The 15,913-nt window shown below is 38.9% G+C and carries 14 protein-coding genes; 6 read left to right on the top strand and 8 right to left on the bottom strand.

Features of this window, described 5'->3' with window-relative positions; translation table 11 throughout:
• Window positions 1–25 precede the first annotated feature (25 nt).
• The gene (znuD, locus tag AWW72_RS00845; protein ID WP_062846137.1) at window positions 26–2,095 is read right to left on the bottom strand and encodes a zinc piracy TonB-dependent receptor ZnuD; all 2,070 of its coding nucleotides are present in this window, start codon (window positions 2,093–2,095) and stop codon (window positions 26–28) included.
• A 138-nt stretch (window positions 2,096–2,233) separates the two neighbouring features.
• Between znuD and AWW72_RS00850 the strand changes: the two genes are divergently transcribed.
• The 4 genes from AWW72_RS00850 to AWW72_RS00865 all read left to right on the top strand — a co-directional run bounded on the left by AWW72_RS00850 (window position 2,234) and on the right by AWW72_RS00865 (window position 6,145).
• The gene (locus AWW72_RS00850) at window positions 2,234–3,004 is read left to right on the top strand and encodes a DUF4184 family protein (protein ID WP_062846138.1); all 771 of its coding nucleotides are present in this window, start codon (window positions 2,234–2,236) and stop codon (window positions 3,002–3,004) included.
• 144 nt (window positions 3,005–3,148) lie between these two features.
• Entirely contained in the window at window positions 3,149–4,930 is a 1,782-nt protein-coding gene (gene aspS / locus AWW72_RS00855) for an aspartate--tRNA ligase (protein ID WP_005226864.1), read from the top strand.
• A gap of 124 nt (window positions 4,931–5,054) precedes the next feature.
• Window positions 5,055–5,270, top strand: a complete 216-nt coding sequence (locus AWW72_RS00860; RefSeq protein WP_005226863.1) for a hypothetical protein — start codon at window positions 5,055–5,057, stop codon at window positions 5,268–5,270.
• 11 nt (window positions 5,271–5,281) lie between these two features.
• Window positions 5,282–6,145, top strand: a complete 864-nt coding sequence (locus AWW72_RS00865; protein ID WP_062846139.1) for a lysophospholipid acyltransferase family protein — start codon at window positions 5,282–5,284, stop codon at window positions 6,143–6,145.
• 36 nt (window positions 6,146–6,181) lie between these two features.
• Here the strand turns inward: AWW72_RS00865 and AWW72_RS00870 are convergent, their stop codons facing one another.
• The 4 genes from AWW72_RS00870 to AWW72_RS00885 all read right to left on the bottom strand — a co-directional run bounded on the left by AWW72_RS00870 (window position 6,182) and on the right by AWW72_RS00885 (window position 10,982).
• Window positions 6,182–6,988 (bottom strand): glycosyltransferase family 25 protein, encoded by an 807-nt coding sequence (locus AWW72_RS00870; RefSeq protein ID WP_062846140.1) that lies wholly within the window; start codon window positions 6,986–6,988, stop codon window positions 6,182–6,184.
• A gap of 130 nt (window positions 6,989–7,118) precedes the next feature.
• Window positions 7,119–7,892, bottom strand: a complete 774-nt coding sequence (locus tag AWW72_RS00875; RefSeq protein WP_062846141.1) for a glycosyltransferase family 25 protein — start codon at window positions 7,890–7,892, stop codon at window positions 7,119–7,121.
• Entirely contained in the window at window positions 7,889–8,686 is a 798-nt protein-coding gene (locus AWW72_RS00880) for a glycosyltransferase family 25 protein (protein ID WP_081410352.1), read from the bottom strand. The genes AWW72_RS00875 and AWW72_RS00880 overlap by 4 nt, the downstream gene beginning before the upstream one ends.
• A gap of 328 nt (window positions 8,687–9,014) precedes the next feature.
• A complete protein-coding gene (locus AWW72_RS00885) occupies window positions 9,015–10,982 on the bottom strand; it encodes an HAD-IA family hydrolase (RefSeq protein WP_062846142.1) in 1,968 nt (655 codons plus the stop codon).
• A gap of 115 nt (window positions 10,983–11,097) precedes the next feature.
• On the opposite strand from AWW72_RS00885, the gene AWW72_RS00890 reads away from it, so the two are divergent.
• On the top strand, window positions 11,098–12,000 hold the full coding sequence (locus AWW72_RS00890; RefSeq protein WP_004775516.1) for a hypothetical protein: 903 nt from the start codon (window positions 11,098–11,100) through the stop codon (window positions 11,998–12,000).
• 78 nt (window positions 12,001–12,078) lie between these two features.
• Window positions 12,079–12,975, top strand: coding sequence for a WaaZ-like lipopolysaccharide core biosynthesis protein (locus tag AWW72_RS00895; protein ID WP_062846143.1), 897 nt, complete (start codon window positions 12,079–12,081; stop codon window positions 12,973–12,975).
• A gap of 18 nt (window positions 12,976–12,993) precedes the next feature.
• Here the strand turns inward: AWW72_RS00895 and AWW72_RS00900 are convergent, their stop codons facing one another.
• The 3 genes from AWW72_RS00900 to AWW72_RS00910 form a co-directional block, all read right to left on the bottom strand.
• Complete coding sequence (locus AWW72_RS00900; RefSeq protein WP_062846144.1) at window positions 12,994–13,905, bottom strand: glycosyltransferase family 32 protein; 912 nt, start codon at window positions 13,903–13,905, stop codon at window positions 12,994–12,996.
• Window positions 13,906–13,980: 75 nt separating this feature from the next.
• Window positions 13,981–14,739 carry a glycosyltransferase family 25 protein gene (locus AWW72_RS00905; RefSeq protein ID WP_062846145.1) on the bottom strand — a complete coding sequence of 253 codons (759 nt, stop codon included), beginning with the start codon at window positions 14,737–14,739 and terminating at the stop codon, window positions 13,981–13,983.
• A 3-nt stretch (window positions 14,740–14,742) separates the two neighbouring features.
• A complete protein-coding gene (locus AWW72_RS00910) occupies window positions 14,743–15,741 on the bottom strand; it encodes a stealth family protein (RefSeq protein ID WP_062846146.1) in 999 nt (332 codons plus the stop codon).
• Window positions 15,742–15,913 lie beyond the last annotated feature (172 nt).

Genomic DNA, 15,913 nt, shown 5'->3' on the forward strand with positions numbered 1-15,913 from the left:
TTTTCAATAAGATTTAAGTGAAAAATTAGAAGTTAAAATTCACCCCAACGGTAAAGTTACGGCCCACTTGTGGAATCGTTGATAAGAACGATGCATGTTGATAAACCTGATCATCCAGCAAGTTATTGGCATTTAGATAAACACGATAATCACCGACATTGCTGTATTTACCTGAATAAGCCACACCCAGATTTAACATGTTATAGCTTTGGGTATCGGTTTCATAAGCTGCAATCTTGTCTTGCTCGAACACGTGGTAGTATTCAGCTGAACCGCTAAAGCCATCGCCAAAGTCCGCATTTAATTTGGTTCCTAGACGACCTGCTGGAACACGTGGGGCATTTTCATTATCGATCTTGCCACGAACATAATCACCGAATACACCCACTTTATACATGTCTGAGATCTGATAACCCGCCTCTGCTTCAGCTCCATAGAAACGTGCCTGATCCTGCGTATATTCCACCAAACGGAAATCTTTATAACGGTCTAAGGTTTGAGCGTAGATATAGTCATCAAACCAGTTGTGGTAGACATGTACATGGTAGTCAAATTTGTCATTGTCATAATGAAAGCCCAATTCAACATTATTTGACTTCTCTTTACTTAAACGATCATTACCCAGCTCATAGGTATTGGTCGCGAAATGTCCACCATTGGCGTACAACTCTTGCGCTAAAGGTAAACGCTCCTGATGTGAGGCAACTAACGAAAGTTTATAGTCTGGTGCAAACTCCCAGTTGGCAGCGCCTGAAACAGAAAAGGCTGAACCGTCAAAATCTTTTTTGCTTGAGTCATCAATATCAATTTTTTGTTTTTCTGCACGTGCTGCCAGTTCAACATGTACATCATTAAATTGTGCATGCTCTAAGCCAAAGACGCTCCACTTCTTGGTGGTATTTGGTGCCAAGAACGCTTCTTCACCGGTGAGTTCCAGTTTTTGTTGACCATATTGCGTTCCAATCACCCCTTCCCATGGGCCAATTGGATTATGTACCAATTCTAAACGCCCATCATAGCCCTTGTTTTTAAAGCGCGTAGCGATGGTATCTTCTTCAATTTCATCGTGTTTATAATCGGTATAACTCGCTTGAGCACGTAACTTTTTAAAGCCTGCAAATGGATCATTCAGTTCTGTGCGTACATCATAGCGCTCAGATTTTAAGTCAATCCAAGGCCCTGTACCATGTTCATGGTCGTGATCCTCATGACCATGATTATCTTCACCGTCGCCATGATCATGCTCTCCGCAATGTAAATGAGGGCGTCCAGAAAGATGTGCATGGCAACTTTCATATTCATGACTATGCCCCGGCAAACCATATTGATCTTGGCGATTGCTATAAGAAATGCCTGTAAAGCCACGATCATAAATCCAGGATAAACCAACATTCACGGTTTGACCTTTGGCAAAGGTATTGTCTACACGGCGCTCTCGCTCTCCTTCATGTACATAATCTGGAGCGATATAATCATTGGCTTCACGCTTTAAGCCCTCGACACGTAACGCAACCTGATCACCCAGACCAACGGTTACGCCCGCAGTTGCCAGCTTTTCATCACTTCCAGTGTTGTAACGTAAGCCAACATTACCCTCGTAACCTTTTTCAGGCATTTCTGTTGGAATCTTGCTATCGGTGACATTGACTAAACCACCGACCGTTCCTGCACCAAATAATAAAGTTGATGGGCCACGAATCACTTCAACCTGCTTTGCCAATGCAGGATCGACTGTTACCGCATGGTCAGGAGACAAGGTGGATACATCAATGTTTTCAGATGAGTTTTGCAGCACCTTAACTCGCGGCCCATCTTGTCCACGAATGACAGGACGGCTAGAACCAGCACCAAACTGATTTGAATAAATGCCAGGCTCGCTGCTTAGCGCCTCACCAATGGTGACAGCCCCCTGTTGTAAACGCTTTTCATCTACAACGGTATCTGCAACAGCAAAATCTTTTGAGGTTTGCTCAAGCGGATGCGCTTTAATTCGTATGGTATCTAAGGTAGTAACTTGTTCATTTTCTGCTGCAAATGTAGATACAGATACAACAGCTAAAATGGATAAGGTCAAAATATTTTGCGGAAATGACATACCGTGTCCCGAATCAGTTGATCGTTATTTTTTGTTATATTATAACATTTCATTTAATTTGCAATAAAAAACAGTGCAACAAAGGACATTTGCTACACTGCTTATCCATGATTCAATGAATGGTCGTTTTCCAACGATATGCCTTTTACACTTTCCCATGCAGTTCTCGCTCCGCCTTTATCCAAATTAAGTCAGGGTCATTTGCCTGTTGCAGCACTGGCAATTGGCTGTATGACACCTGATCTTTATCGATTATTTACGCAAGAAAATACACCTTTAACACACCAATGGGCAGGTATCTTATTTCCGAACCTGCCATTGGGCCTATGCTTTTGTTTAGTGTGGTATTTAATCTATCGTCCTGTGACTTATCGTTGTCTTGAGATTCAAGATCCTTTAAATATCAAGTCACTGGATGATTTTATTTCTTTCAGCTTTCTGAATTGCATTGCACTTATTATTGGAATTAGCACACATTTAATCTGGGATGGCTTAACCCATCTTGATTTTCGAACATTTGCTTTTAAAGAAATTCTGGCCCATAACGTTTCATTTTTTGGCTTCAGTTATCCATTACATTTTGTCTTACAGATTGGCTCTTCAATTATTGCTCTGCCCTTTTTGATGAAAATGTGCTGGGATTATTATAAGACGCATAAACATCATCATCCTGTTCCCACTCGACTCAAGGGATTTGCACTCATCAGTATGATTCTTTCCATCTTATATGGGCTTTTCTCGGTATGGGATTATAGCCGTCATATCAATACTGATCTTTGGAATACTGAACGCTATTTTTTTATTGGCAAATCGATTAATGAATTTACACAAGCTGGCTTAACTGTCTTTACCATGGCTTGTCTATTATTCTTGTTTTTGGATCGGACTGGCCGTATGAAATCATTTTAACAAAAAGCGTCTGTTTAAAATTCGCTTGAAAACATTAAGACTTGAGACTATACGTTCAACAAGGCATAATCTCCCCTTCATTGGTGCTGCGCTGTTTACGCATTCACCTTCTACAGCCAATATAGTTTGGATAAATAATTCAATATGATGCGCACTCATTACTGTGGCTCTTTAACTGAAGCCCAAATCGATCAAACAGTTACTTTATGCGGATGGGTTCATCGTCGCCGTGACCATGGCGGTGTGATTTTCCTTGATATGCGTGACCGTGATGGTCTTGTACAGGTTGTTATCGATCCAGATACCCCTGAAGCATTCGCAACAGCAGATAAAGCACGTTCAGAATTTGTTTTAAAAATTACAGGTCGTGTTCGTCGTCGCTATGAAGGTACTGAAAATGCCAACATGGTGAGTGGCCAGATTGAAGTTTTAGGTAAAGAGATCGAAGTTCTTGCAGCTTCTGATACTCCGCCATTCCCGTTGAATGACGAAAATACCAATATTTCAGAAGAAATTCGTTTGAAATACCGTTTCTTGGACATCCGTCGTCCAGAAATGTTAGAGCGCTTACGTTTCCGTTCTAAAGTGACCAACTTGATCCGTAACTATTTTGAAGATCATGGTTTCCTTGACGTTGAAACACCAATTTTGACACGCGCAACGCCAGAAGGTGCACGTGACTATTTAGTACCAAGCCGTGTTTCAAATGGTAGCTTCTATGCGCTTCCACAATCACCACAGTTGTTCAAACAGTTGTTGATGGTTGGTGGTATCGATCGTTATTACCAAATTGCTAAATGTTTCCGCGACGAAGATTTACGTGCGGATCGTCAGCCTGAATTTACCCAAATCGACGTTGAAACATCGTTCATGAGTGACGATGACATCATGGATTTAATGGAAGGCTTAACAGTTAAAATGTTCAACGAATTATTGAATGTAAAATTCGATAAGTTTGAACGTATGACTTACGCTGACGCAATGCGTGATTATGCATCTGACAAACCAGATATGCGTATTCCATTGAAACTTGTTGACGTTGCAGACTTGATGCAAGACGTTGAATTCAAAGTTTTCGCAGGCCCTGCAAAAGATCCTAAAGGCCGTATCGTTGCTTTACGCGTACCGGGTGCTGGTTCATTACCGCGTAGTGCAATTGATGAATACACCAAATTCGTAGGCATCTACGGTGCGAAAGGCTTGGCTTACATTAAAGTCAACGAACTTGAAAAAGGTATCGAAGGTCTTCAATCTCCAATCGTTAAATTCATCGAGCCAATCGTACTTGATCTATTAAAACGTGTTGGTGCCGAGAATGGCGACATCGTTTTCTTTGGTGCAGATAAAGCCAAAGTTGTAAACGATGCGATGGGCGCACTTCGTGTGAAAATCGGTCATGATCTTAACCTTGCAACTTGTGAGTGGGCGCCACTTTGGGTTGTTGATTTCCCAATGTTTGAAGAAACTGATGATGGTAAATGGACCTCTGTTCACCACCCATTCACACTTCCAAAATCAAGCGTTGAAGAAGTGAAGAACAATCCAGGTGAAGCACTTTCTGTTGCCTACGACATGGTATTGAACGGTACTGAAATCGGTGGCGGTTCACTTCGTATCTATACTTTAGAGATGCAAAAGGCAATCTTTGAAGCTTTAGGTATTGGCGAAGAAGAAGCAGAAGAGAAATTCAGCTTCTTACTCAATGCATTACGTTATGGCGCGCCTCCGCACGGTGGTTTGGCATTCGGTCTTGACCGTTTGATCATGCTCATGACAGGTGCATCTTCGATTCGTGATGTAATTGCATTCCCGAAAACCAAGACTGCTGAATGTCCATTAACTCAAGCACCAGCGCCAGTTGAAGCAAATCAATTGCGTGACTTGGGTATTCGTTTACGCGAAAAGCCAAAAGCTGAAGAAAAATAAACCTTGAGTTTATGCTTCAACAAAAACCCTGCACTGTGCAGGGTTTTTTATAATCCCTAGTTTTGCTTTGAGATCATGTCCGCTAATGGCATAATAGACTGCTTTTTATTGAGAGGTCAGTCTTATGGCAATGCGTCCTGATGTACGTCGACATACAATTATCATCATTGTATTTTCACTTGCTCAATGGTTCTTTATGCGTTACATCTTGGCAAATGAACTTTTCAATATGGATACCAACCAACGTATTTTATATTTCTGCGTAAGTAGTCTGGTTGGCGCTTTACTGATTTTTGTTGCACTGATTTATATGGTGCTTAAAGGCAACGCCGATAAATAAGCCCCATTAGAATGTCTTTTTACCCTACTCTGCTCCGTATTTTACCCCTCCCATTTTTGCGCAGTATCGCAAAAGTGGCGGCTTACTTTATCAATCAAAACCCGAATAAAAGTATGCTATGGAAAACCAGAGTCAATCTTGGACTGGCTTATCCTGAACTCAGTCAAGAGCAGAAAGAACGGCTTGCACGAGAAAGTGTTACCAAGCAATGTCTCAGTTATATCGAATCTGGAAAATGCTGGGCAATGCCACCCGAATGGAGCATTCAACAGATTCATACTGTGCATCATCTGGAAGTCCTGACCGATGCGCTGAGCGATCCTCGTGGTGCACTGATCATTACCCCACATCTGGGTACATGGGAAATGATGAATGCATGGGTACATCAATATGGCATCCCGACCATCATGTATAAACCCATGAAAGATTCAGACTTCAATGCTTTTGCATTGCATGCACGTCAACGCCTCAACGCAACTTTAGTGCCGACAGATGCTTCAGGTGTCAAAGCGCTATTTAAGAATCTAAAACAAGGTGGTTTCAGTGTGATTCTGCCTGACCATGTTCCCGATCCGTCTGGCGGTGTCGTGGTTCCTTTTTTCGGAATTCCCTGCCTGACCAGTACACTGGCCAGCAAAATGGCTCAAAAAACCCAATGTCGTCTGGTGGGATTAAGCTGTTTCCGTCGTGAGGATGGTGAAGGATTTGATGTATATTGCGATGATCTGAATGATCCAGCACTCTATGATCGAGATATTGAAGTTGCGACCACTGCACTCAATCAAGCAGTTGAACAGATGATCAACCGCTTTCCTACTGAATATATGTGGGGTTATAAACGGTTTAGGGGTGGTGATAAGACTGTCTATAAATGAATTACAGACAGCTCACGTAGATTCATAAAAATCTAATTATTTAAACTTTACCGTTCGATAAGCAGAGAGCTTCGTCAGCTTCAAGATTTGCGAAACTAATCTGAAAAGTTCTCTTTTAACTTTTAGAGATAGACTTAATTTCTTCTTTTGTTGCAGTCGGGCCAACTTCTCTGCTCTATGACGAACTGAACGGTCTTCTTCCAAATGACTTGGCAAATTATCATATTTATTATAAACATAGAAATCTTGAGCACAAATCGCTGGAGTGATTTGATAAGTTTCATACCTCCCATATTTAACATCACAACCAAACAGGATGTGATCTACAGGTACCAATTTTGGCATATTCGCAATAAGTGCAAGATAATGTTCAGCTGCTGCTTTTGATAAAATATAACCAGCTCCACCTAAATGCATCGCCTTAAGGTGATATAAGCTTCTACCATCTTTTGATAATTTTGGGAAAAAAGCCATATCAACTTTTTTATCGAAAGCTTCTAATTTAATGATATGGACATCTTCAGGTATCCATGAAAAGTCACTAAAAAAATTCTGTATATTTTCACCAAGATAAATATCATCTTCGAAAATAGCCATATACTTCAGATCAAGATCAACAATCTTTTTCCAGAGCATGACATGACTTAACAAACAGGCAACCTCCCCTTTTGTTAAGTCACCACGTCGACTTAAATCAATCCCGACACTTTTTGCAGCTTCGTCAGATGTAACTGGGGTGATTGCATCATAAAAGTTGAAATCAACTAAATATTTTTTAAATTCCGCTTCAATATGTTGTCTTCTCTCAACTGCAGAATCCAAACTAATGACAAAAATACTCACTTAGACAACCATCATGCTTGAGAATAAAAATCAGGATTATACAACTAAACAGTATAAAATGAACTACAAGGAAATATTCGCACTATGCGAAATCAAAAATAAGCCCTGATTAAACCAATATAACGCTAATTTACTGCTTATTACGCTTCATGAATTTTAGCTTGGTTTTATAAGGAGACTCTTTCAACTGAGTTAAAAAGCGGTTCAATTCGCGCAATAACTTCTTCAATCCTTTGACCTTAATTTTTTCTTTATTACGCCATTGCAGACTGGTTTTAAATTTTTGTTCTTCAGGATTTAGAATATAGTCCTGAATACATAAAGCTGGATTCAATTGATAGATTCCAAGCTCTCCTTCATGAATATATTTTCGGAAAACAATTTGATCAACATGATCAAGTTCATTCTGGCTTTTCATATAATCTAGAAGCGCCACCGCCCCTTGATACGACAAGATATAGCCAGCAGCACCTAAATGAGGTTTTTTTAACTTCCTCAAAATGAACTCTTTATCCTTGAAAACTTGTATTTTTTCCAAGTCTAGAATCACACTTTTATATGATTTTTCCAGCTTGACAATATCACACTGCAACCAGCTTGAATCTGTTAGGAACAGCTCTGCATCATGGCTCAAATGTACATCATCTTCAAAAATTGCGATCGCAGGAATTTTTTCATCAATAACTTTTTGCCATAAAGAAACATGGCTCAATAGGCACGCCAATTCATTTCGGCTGAGATCACCCTGACGAAGAATCAGTCCAATTTTTTCAGCTTGAAGATCAACCTGAGGAGGTTCAATCGCATCAAAAAAATCAAATGCAATTCCCTTATCCCCAAACTGTTCTTCAATATGCTTTCTACGATCAGAAGCCGATTTTAAGCTAATAACAAAATTTTTCACTTGAAAGTCACTCGACGAGCAAACAGAGTAATTTTCAATTGTGTCGTAATTCGAGATAATTCGACCAGAATTTTTTGTAAACCGTTGGCCTTGTTGGCGTGCATTCTTTTCTTTCTTTCAGAGGTCAACTGGCTTTTCAGTTGAATACTGGTAGAACGATAATGCAAGATGGTATCTTGAATGCATAATGCCGGTTGCATTTGATACATCATAAAATTATGATTTTTAACAGCATATTCGAACATAAAATTATCTAATGGAATAATATAATCCATTTTCTTAATTTCATTTAATAGAAATTTTGCCCCATCAAATGAAAGGATATAACCTGCCGTACCTAAGTTTTTACCTGTTAATTTATAGATCTCACGCCCTTCCTGAGGAAATTGCTTCTGCTTAGGGCCAAGTATTACTTTGGGCGTAAATGCTTCTAATTTGACCAAATGCCAATCTTTCTCAATCCAATCCGATTGATTTAGAAAGAAATCTGCTTTTTCACCCAAATGAATATCATCTTCAAAAATAGCCATGTAAGGAATATCTTCCTCAACAATTTTTTTCCATAAATGGACATGGCTCATAAAACAGGCAAGCTCTCCCCGAGCAATATGATTTTCATGCACACTGAGTTTCATTGCTTGCGCATCCGAAGCTGCAATATCAGGTGTTACAGCATCGAAAAAGCTAAATTCTATGCCCTGTCTCTCAAATTGAGCTGAAATATGCTTACGACGCTCGATTGCGCTTGAGAGACTTACAACAAACTTTTTCATATCGGGATAGTAATAATTCATACAAATTAGGCCACATGCCTGTAGGCGCTAAGAATACTTGTTTTTGATTATGATGTACATTATTTCAGATACACATCAATCGAGATGAGAGGGAATCTCATAAATACTGGATAAAAAATAGTTTTTTAGCTTTAAAGTACATTCTTCACAAACAAGAGTTACGCTTAATTTAATTAAATTCAACCACTTAAAAACATTAAATATTAATTTCTAATACCAAGATTACTCAACACGTCCTTTTCTAAACAAAAATACGCATTAAAACTAAAGCTTCTTTCTCTAATTTGAGCCATAAAAGCAACTGAAGCAGGCTTAACAAAGCCCAAGCCTAAGTACTATGCTTTTTATGATCACCTAAGCTCAATTGAAAAGAAAACCGATTAAACAGTGATAAGGTCCATAAGAAATATCGAACTTTAAGATATGGGAAAAAGTTGATTTTTATTTGCTTGGTCTGTTTCCTTTTTATTTTTATTGGCTTAAGCATATGTAAAATAAGTGATTGTAGAGGTGTTCTCCACATTATAGTTTTTAACAGATTTAGAGTGGCTTTCGGTTTTTTTAAAAAATCTAGCCATGAAGTCTTCATCGCAAATAAAGGCACACTACGACGATGTGATACATCGACAGCCAATTTGATCTCCGCCATTTCCTTGATGTCATGACTATTGGGGTGATCACAAAAAATATTCACCCAGGAAACAAGCTCTTGCCCTTCAAGATAAATAGGTGTTTGCCCAAACATAGCTTTTACATCAGCAAAGAACACATCAGCGCCTTGCACAATCTGAGCATAATTATCTTTAATGATTCGCTCATCTGTACCTGAATTATCTTTATAGATTGCTTGGCCTTCTCGTGTAACACCCTGAATTGAAAACTCAGGCGCACTTAAAAGTAGCTCCACAAATTTCCAGTTTTTAGTGAACACATTCGGATCGAGTATATTTAAATTATTCGGTATAAACGTCTCAAATGCATATTTCTTGGTTCGATAAGGTAAAAACGTTGACCAATAGAAGCCTTGAACTGGTCGCTGTAAAACATCTTCCAACATTTTTTGTGAAGTAAATGCGACAGTCTTACTATCTATCAGACCAACGCTTTCCTGTTTATTCACGATTGCATCAATATAGACATGATAATCTGCATACATTTCTTTGGCATAATGCTCAAATGTATGCTTATGCGCTTGAATAAATTCGTGATAATCATTTGCTTTGATCAGAGAGTTTGCATCTCTTAACTCCCGAATATCTGCATATTTCTGGCTATAGAAATCAACAATTGGTTGGGCATGCTCAATATTACGCTTGTCATAATCCAATCGATAAACCAGATTCAGTAACCGTGGTGCATAAACATAACTTGTCTTTATCTCACCACAATGGAAATGTTCAAAAGCTTTTTGTAGTAAAAATCCATCTCGAGCAACAAAAAGAAGATGGTCGAGTTGTTTCTGCTGAGCTGTTGTTTCAATCCATTTGGTATAACCATAAGCCAGAGGGGCTGCATAGGCATAACCAATGTCGTCCCAATATTGACTACTGTCTTGCTGCAAAGTTTGCTTATGCCATCTCATTGCCAACATGGCCACCAGAATACTTTTGCCTAGACTAGGGACATTCTGTTCAGTAAATCGTCTTGCTCGCTCATTTACAGCTAAAAACTGATGTGCAACCTGTTTATATAAAATTGCCTGAATACCTAATTTTGCTGGCGTTCTAAAATCACCCTTTTTATTGTCCCCAATATGTACAATATCCTGTGGCTTCACCTGTAGATCCTGAAAGACCTGTTCAAATAAGGTCCCTTTTTTCTTAGTTTTGCCATAGCAGCTAGACACATAGAGATGCTCAAAAGCATGAAATTCATTTTTAATGAGTAATTGACTAAGGTCTTCATATGAGTGATACATGTCTGAAATGACAATCACTTTTTTGTTTAACTCAAGCGCATAATCCCAAAGTATTTTCATCTCAGGATTCGATTGAAGAACCATAAGCTCCCAATTTAATTCAATTTCTTTGGCGCTTGCAAAACGTGTTTCAATTTCACTATAAATATCATCATAACAAATCTCCTGTTTATCAGGATTTTTCTTTCGGGCATTCAGTTCTGCCTCTCTTCGGGCAAATGCAAACCCCTCTAGGCATTGATCAATCTCAATGTGTAAGAATAAATCACGAGGAGAGAGATATGGACGTAATAACAAAGTATCAAATATATCAAAAGAAACGACTTCAGCTCTGGCAATCTTTTTTTTGGTTTTTTCAATAAATGTATTTGTTATCACTACATTGCCTCACATAAACACTTTACAAACTCATCACGACCAGAGAAATATTTCAAAAATCGCCACTCTTTTTAGACTATAATTATGAATACAGCCTTAAAGATGGAAGCTAGGAATGTCTAACTCCACAATTAAAATTTTTGTCGGTTGCGATCCCAATAACTGTGATCTAGAACAAATGATGGTACTGGACTATAGTGTCCGCAAGCATACCAAACATCCCGTTGAAATCATATGGATGCAACTCAGCCACGACCCAAATAGTCCATGGTATACCAATCAACAGACGGGTGAAGGCTGGCATACTGAGCATTGGGCGACTCCTTTTTCAGGTTTTAGATGGGCAATTCCAGAGTCATGTAATTTTCAGGGCCGTGCCATTTATATGGATGCGGATGTGGTTGTGTTATGCGATATCGCAGAGTTATGGGCACATCCTAAAAAAGACGATGCCATGGTGATTGCCAAAGGTGGTAAGAACGCTGCCCGACTATGTACCTGTGTCTGGGACTGCGAAAAGGCGAAAGCGTATTTACCGCCATTAAAAGAAATACAAGCAGATCCAGAAAGCCACAAAAAATTGATGCGTTTGCTAAAAGATAAACCGAAACTGGTTCAGCCTTATCAAGATTCGTACAATAATATTGATGGAGAAGAATTAGCGATTGAACAGATCAAAATTCTTCACTATTCAGATATGGGAACTCAGTTCAGTCATAAATATTCTTTACCACGCTTAGAAGCTTCAGGTCAAAAACACTGGTTCGACGGTAAAATCATGCCTCATCCGAGAAGTGATCTGACACAGCTCTTTGATCAATATTATGAAGAAGCATTAGCAGCGGGCTATCGTCCAGAAAATTATCAGATTGAACCATTTGGTGATTTTTCTAAAGCCACTCAAATTCATTATCGTGGAAACAAAGTGACACGTCCTGAAGATAAAAACTGGTTTGCCCGTTCTCTACATAATTTAAAAGCCAAGTTTAAAAAGAAAAGTTTTTCTTTAGACGACTAATATAAATGGAACTAGGTCGTCTCCCACGGGCATCTAGTTCCATTCTTCCTGATGATATTTTATAAATGGTTTTTTTAAATGATCCACTTCTTCTCAGGTTCTATTTCCAGAAGTATTTATAAATTAATTTATAAAATTTTCTTTCCTAAAGCGGCAAAGCATAACCGCCGTTACTGGCCTCTTTATAGCGTAACAAGAGATCAATACCATCGTATTGAACAGATTTATTATAAAAAACAATTAGTTTCTGACAATCTTGCACCACAGCAGATTAATCATAAGAAATGCATGCTAGTGGCGGCTGGCCCGTCTATTCAGCAACTAGATCGCGAAATTTTGCATCGTACTGACATAGATTATATTGGGGTCAACGGCGCAATCGCATTTGATTCAATCAAATTTTCCAGCTATATCATTATCGATCATAACTTTGTTGGCTGTCGCTTTGATCTTGTTCAGAAAGTCCTGAATACAGAATGTACATTTTTCACGACACCACGTTGTCTAGATATAATTCTCAGACAAGTTCCGATAGAAGATATTCGCTGTCAGATCAAGACGATTGAAACCATTACAGATAATGTCACTGAAGTTTTTTTAGATCGCGCAAAGCATTTCGATCAAAATGAAAAAGATTTTTTTATTCAGAATGGTTTTGGATTTTCACAAGATATTTTCAAAGGAACCTTCGACTACTTTACGGTAGCGTATGTGGCTCTTCAGGTGATCTACACCCTAAGTTATAAAGAAATTTATATTGCTGGTTTGGATATGAACAATTTCACACAGCCGCGTTTTTACGAAAGTAGTGAACGACAACAACCCACCACCTTAAACCGCCATGTTAACGAGGTATTTCAAGCCTTCGATGTTGCTGCAACGCTGTTTCAAGAAAAAGAGATTAAAGTTTTTAATCTATCTCAAACCAGCGCCGTACATGCCTTTGAGAAGATTGATCCAAAAAACTTGCTTTAAACTGTGACAGATCTTGTTTTAGATATCGAGTAATGAACCTTCCAGATACATCCCTTTTTCATAATAATGACTGAGGGTTTTTCTTTCCTTTCCTGCAAGCTTGATCAGTTTTGGCATTTCAGCAGGTGGATAGTGAATTGCCATATCAATAAGTACTTTTTCTTTGACCCATTGGTGCTTGACCTGAAAATACAGCGCATTCTTATCGCAGTTAATTAAGCACATACTTGGTAAATGATTACGCATCACTTTCTGACAGGCAACATACGCCACCAGATATTCCAGCCGGCCAATATGCTGAATCAAGTCCTGATAATCAGGCTCTGTTTCTTTGAGTTTTTGCAGATAAGCTTTGGGCGTTAATTCAATCGCCGTAACCAGTTCATCAAACCAGTACTTAAAAAATGGATTTTTTGCAGCACTTGCCAACAACCAGTTTTCTAAAACAGGAGAAGTTTTGATGGTCGTGTTCTTGGCACGATAATAAGCAAAACTATTGGTCTGGGTCTTTTTAACCAGATCCTGAATCCAGTCTAAAGACTCATATACAATCGTACTGGCATCTAACCAAATACCACCATATTGATAAATCAATTCAAAACGGAGTAAATCGGCCTTTTGTTGTGGTGTTGCCTTGGGGAAGCGACCAAAATCAATATCACAAAAGCTTTTCACTGTATCTGGTGTGAGAAAATGAACCTCATAATCAGGATTGGTCTTTTTAACCTGTTCAACACATTTTTCCACAAATCCAGCCAGTGGCCCTTCCCAATACATCCAGATTTTCTTTGGGATGATCGCATCAACACTTGTTGGATTAAGCACAATCAGATCAGCTTCATTGTCTATGGCTTCATTCACCCCTCTCTTTTTATTCGAATACATCGTATAGAACTTCAAGAGATAGAATATTTTTTTAAATATTTTCATACAGGTCACTCAGCCATATTTTTAAATCACTTCAGTTCATCTTTGCGCTGAAGTGATTTGCCCCGACAATGTTAATTAAAAGTAAAGATGCTTGAATGCGTAAAAACGATCACGCCACATACGTTTCTGTTTTTTTAAGCCATGAGAGGCATCACGTTTTTCCAGATCTTTACGCTGGATTCCCTGTGTTGCAACCGTGCCCAAAATATCACTGTCCAGACCAGCAGGTTTCACGAACGGCTGCCAGACTCCGAGTCCTTTCCCATTTTTACTGAGCCAGCCTTGGAAGAAGATATCAACAGGAACATGAATCTCTTTCCCGAGTCTGACAAACTCCTCAGCGCCTTTTCTTGACCAGACCAGTCCCACACCACGGATCGGGAAATAGTAAGCATGCCACAAGTTATAATGCTCCATCTGAACAATATCCTTGGCAAGTTTCTTCTTTTTCGCCGCCAGATTCACGACATACCAGTCCAGCGCTTTATGCTGATCTAGATAATTGAGAAGTGATTGCAGATTATTTTTAAAGTTCGGTAGAACATGTATATCATCCTCCAAAACCACCAGATAATCGGCGTCTGTTTCAAGGAATTTTTCAACACACCCATAATGGCTCAAATAGCAACCCAGCTCTGAGTTGATCAAGCTACGGCCCAAAATCCGTTGCGCCTCGGCATCATCATATTGTTTAAACTCAGAGAGCGCTTTGCCACGACCATCGTAGGCAGAAAAACGAATAAATGGCCAATCTTGTTGCTGTAACTGTGCTGTTGCACTCGCCAGACGTTGATCACTACCATCCAGATTAATCAGATAAGTTACGACTTTCATTATTTATCCTTCGGCCGTTTGAGCCAATAAAACGTGTGGTAAGTAGCCCGCCAATTTCTGATTTAAAGCATGATAAATCTGCTGGGCGGCTGTATCACTCAACTGATCCAGACTTTGCATACAACCATATTTAATCTGTTCATTACCCAAGCTTTGCAAGAAACTGTTTAAACTGCCTTCATTTTTCAAATAAGCAATTTCAAGATCAGGTTTTAACACCGCCTCATTAGACTTAATTTTTAAGTGATTCATCAATGAAATCGGGTTAATTTGCTCTACACTGCGGAATTTATACTGAATCTGTTTTTCCAGAAACTCAGGATGAGTAAGCAAATAGTCTTGGAGTATTTTACGATCTACTGCATGTGGATAATGGTGAATTTCAAAAAACTTTTTAAATCCAAGTCTATCGGCCCCTAACATTTGCGCAATCATATGTTTGGGTTGAATCGGCTTGGCAAAATACTGGTTTAATAATTGGCGATACCAGAGCTTGGCCTTAAGCACAAAACTACTTTGCCAATGTCCGTAAATCACCATTTTCTGATCGATAACAATATCTTCTAGTTGCGCAGGCGCATTAAAGAAAAAGTCATCATTTAAATAGAAAAAGTAATCCGATAAGCCCTGAATATTCCATAACATGGTTTCAATGGAACGGGTATTAAAGGTCGGAAGATACTGTTCATAACCAGCAAAAATTTCACGATGGTCAACAATACGAATCTTACCTGCTTCACAAATGCCATCGGTTACAAAGTCATCAATCCATTGCGGTTGCTGGGCATCCGTCACAATGTAAATATGACGGCAAAATGGAACATACTTTAAAATCGATGCAACGTTATAATAAATTTCATGGTTACTGGCAAAGCGGGTATCACTCACTGCATCAGAAGCTTGTTTTTTACCCTGATACTGGAGGCGTTTTTGCTTTAACTTTGGATCATTACCGTCTACCCAGGCAATCACCACATCAACCGGTTGCATCATTTCACTCATCAATTCACTCTTAAACAATTAGAAAGCCCGAAAATACGGCTAAAGATGTTTAATCTAATGACCTATGATAACACCACTGATCTGTTTACCGTCAGCCTCTTTTCGTAATAGCTTCCAGAGCGAACAAGTCAATCATTTCATATAAATCAATATATTATATTTATTCAGTATT

Source organism: Acinetobacter sp. NRRL B-65365 (genome assembly GCF_001605865.1).
Lineage (GTDB): Bacteria > Pseudomonadota > Gammaproteobacteria > Pseudomonadales > Moraxellaceae > Acinetobacter > Acinetobacter vivianii.